Source organism: Candidatus Margulisiibacteriota bacterium (assembly GCA_018822365.1).
Lineage (GTDB): Bacteria > Margulisbacteria > WOR-1 > O2-12-FULL-45-9 > XYB2-FULL-48-7 > XYB2-FULL-45-9.
This window is the reverse complement of record JAHJKL010000006.1, coordinates 1-2,361: the sequence shown is the minus strand read 5'-3', so window position 1 is coordinate 2,361 and position 2,361 is coordinate 1. Positions and strand designations below refer to the sequence as shown.

Sequence of the window (2,361 nt, the reverse complement as noted above, 5' to 3'; positions counted from 1 at the left end):
GTCCACGACCCGTTGTTCCAGTAATAATCCGTGCCTGGATGATTGAGAAGACCGAAACCATTTGAAGTAGTTAGAAAAAAACCGCCAATCATATTACCGTTGGCGGAGGTATCGCCAACCCGCCGGGACTTAATCTCCAGGACCACGCCGCTGTTAAAAGTTTGAATCGAGGTCAGGCGTCCGGTTGTATTCGTGCCACGCAGTTCGCCGCCGCTGACGCTAAACCCTGTCGAATCAGTAATTGACCATTCAGCGGTGCTGATCGCTGTGCCGGCAAAATCATCGAAAAAAGTAAAAACAGCGTCGCCGTTGCTTGCCGCGGCGCGATCATAATTCCCATAAGTGGCGCAGATCTCAAGCGTTGAAGCCGCCGGCAGGTCAGGGAACTTGATCCAGATCTTAGTCGCCGTCGTATTAATGGTCGAGCTATCAAGCCAGTATGAATATTCGGTCGCTTCTTCGGTGCTGACAAAACGAAGATCACTCCCGTCTGTTTTTAACTTCCCGGCAGAGATTAAAGCCGCCGTATCCATTGATATTTGAACCGGGTGATTAAACAACGCCGATCCGGAGTTGGTCACGGTGATCAGCCGGCGATATAGATAGAGATCAAAGTTGCTGCCGGTAACCGCAACCTGCGTTCCGCCGAGCGTTGACCCGCTGGTTGGATAAATTGAGTCAATCGTCGGCGCGGCGGCAAACAGGCCCGCTGGAAAAAGCATTACCCCGAATAAAATCGCGAAGAAGCAAAAGCGTCCTAATGTTTTTAAGTTGGACTGCATTATGCCAATTAACCTCTTATTATTAATGTAATCTAATGGACGAAGAATTATAACATTGTAAGATCAAAAAAAAAGGGGGGATTTATCCCCCCTTTTTCAAGAAAAAAAAGCTTTTTTAGTTCCCTGGCGCCGCCTGTTCAAGCAGTTGATCTTGAGCAACAGCGATCTTTCTGACCGATTCAATAAAATTAAGGATCCGCTCTTTGGTCGCGGCATCGGCTCCGGAATTCAGGATCGGGGTCGCCGCGGATGAGGCGTTGACCGCTTTGACCGAAACATCGTGGAAACGATGCTTTTCTGTTTTCAACAATGATTTCCAGTTATCGTCCGAGGCATTAGGAACGGTGTAAATTATTCTCGCCGCTTCGTTCGCTTCGCTAACGATCGCGGTCGCCAGGTAGCCGAGCTCGTTTTCTAGGTTAAGCATATCAATAGTGTTCAGCGCGCCTGACGAAGCAAGCCCGTTGATCGAGTTAGCCCACAAATTAGCCGAATTGCTCAAGGTCGTCTTCGCCCATTGCCCCCAGCTATAAGCGTCATAAACAATTCCGCCTACCCCCACCAGCGTGCTGGTCGTGACCGAACCAAAGACCGTCGCGCCAAGTTCGAGAAATTCCATCCCCGAATCGTTGCAGTAACTGGTAATGTCAGTCGGTCCAAAAAGCGCGCCGGTACTAACGATAATTCTGGTCATTTCTAAATTCGGATCAATGCTTGAGGTCGAGGTCCGCATCCGCTTGACCGTCTGCTGCATCCCTTTGATCACATTGGCCATTTCATATCGGGAGATCAGCCATTTGGGGGCCGCGTCTCTGACCTTTTGGCTCCTGACCGTGCTGGCCGGAACGGTTTTTGAAAGATAAAACTCACGGCTCTCGGTCTTGGTCGGGATCCGTTTTGTATCGGCGGTCATGGTCACTTTATATTTAGTCAGCGGCCAGGTCTGGAGCAGGTAGCAATCCCAGGAACCGCTCGTATTGTATTTGCCCCGAAAAGTGTCCGGCCCGGTCTTGGAATAACCGGTCCCCCCGGTGATCCACTGCCAGTTCGCGAAATCATACTCTTCAATGGCGACCGATACTTTGTTCTTATACCCGGCCAGTTTGGAGTCGTCCCTGACCAAGTAATAAACCTTCGCGGTCTGGCTGGTAATAGTGGCATACTGCGGCGGCAATTTTATCTCCGAACTCCAATTGATGGTGGCGTAAGATGACGTTACTGAATCAAGGTCAGCTTTAACCGTTCCAAAAGAGATCAAAGCAAAAGAAGGGAGCATAAGCGCGGCGATCAGGGCAAAAGAAAGAAGCAATTTTTTCATGGGTAACCTCCTGAATAATATCTGGATATTATATCACGCTAAATTGGGGGATTAGTGGTAGTCCTGGAGCGCTTTGACGCCAAACCCTTTTTTCTTGGCCGCTTCGATCCCGTTGATCGTTGCCTGTGCCCCGGAAATGGTCGTGACCAGCGGGATCCCCTGGACGACGGCGCTGAAACGGATCCGGCTTTCGTCTTGTTTTTGTTTTTTGATCTCCGAAGGGGTGTTGATGATCAAATTGATCTCGTTATTCTTGATCAG

At 49.7% G+C, this 2,361-nt stretch carries 3 protein-coding genes; all 3 read right to left on the bottom strand.

The genetic code is table 11. The features are described 5' to 3' along the window. Positions 1-722: DUF2341 domain-containing protein (locus KKF06_00295; GenBank protein ID MBU1616206.1), on the bottom strand; the 722-nt coding region annotated here is incomplete at its 3' end. Between the two features lie 175 nt (positions 723-897). After that, the gene (locus KKF06_00290; GenBank protein MBU1616205.1) at positions 898-2,100 is read right to left on the bottom strand and encodes a hypothetical protein; all 1,203 of its coding nucleotides are present in this window, start codon (positions 2,098-2,100) and stop codon (positions 898-900) included. A gap of 51 nt (positions 2,101-2,151) precedes the next feature. Then, the coding region (locus KKF06_00285) for a carbamoyl-phosphate synthase large chain (GenBank protein MBU1616204.1) at positions 2,152-2,361 on the bottom strand (210 nt) is incomplete at its 5' end.

Bases quoted from the DNA above. Each gene is read 5' to 3' on its own strand.
- KKF06_00290 (MBU1616205.1), bottom strand. From the start codon at position 2,100: ATGAAAAAATTGCTTCTTTCTTTTGCCCTGATCGCCGCGCTTATGCTC.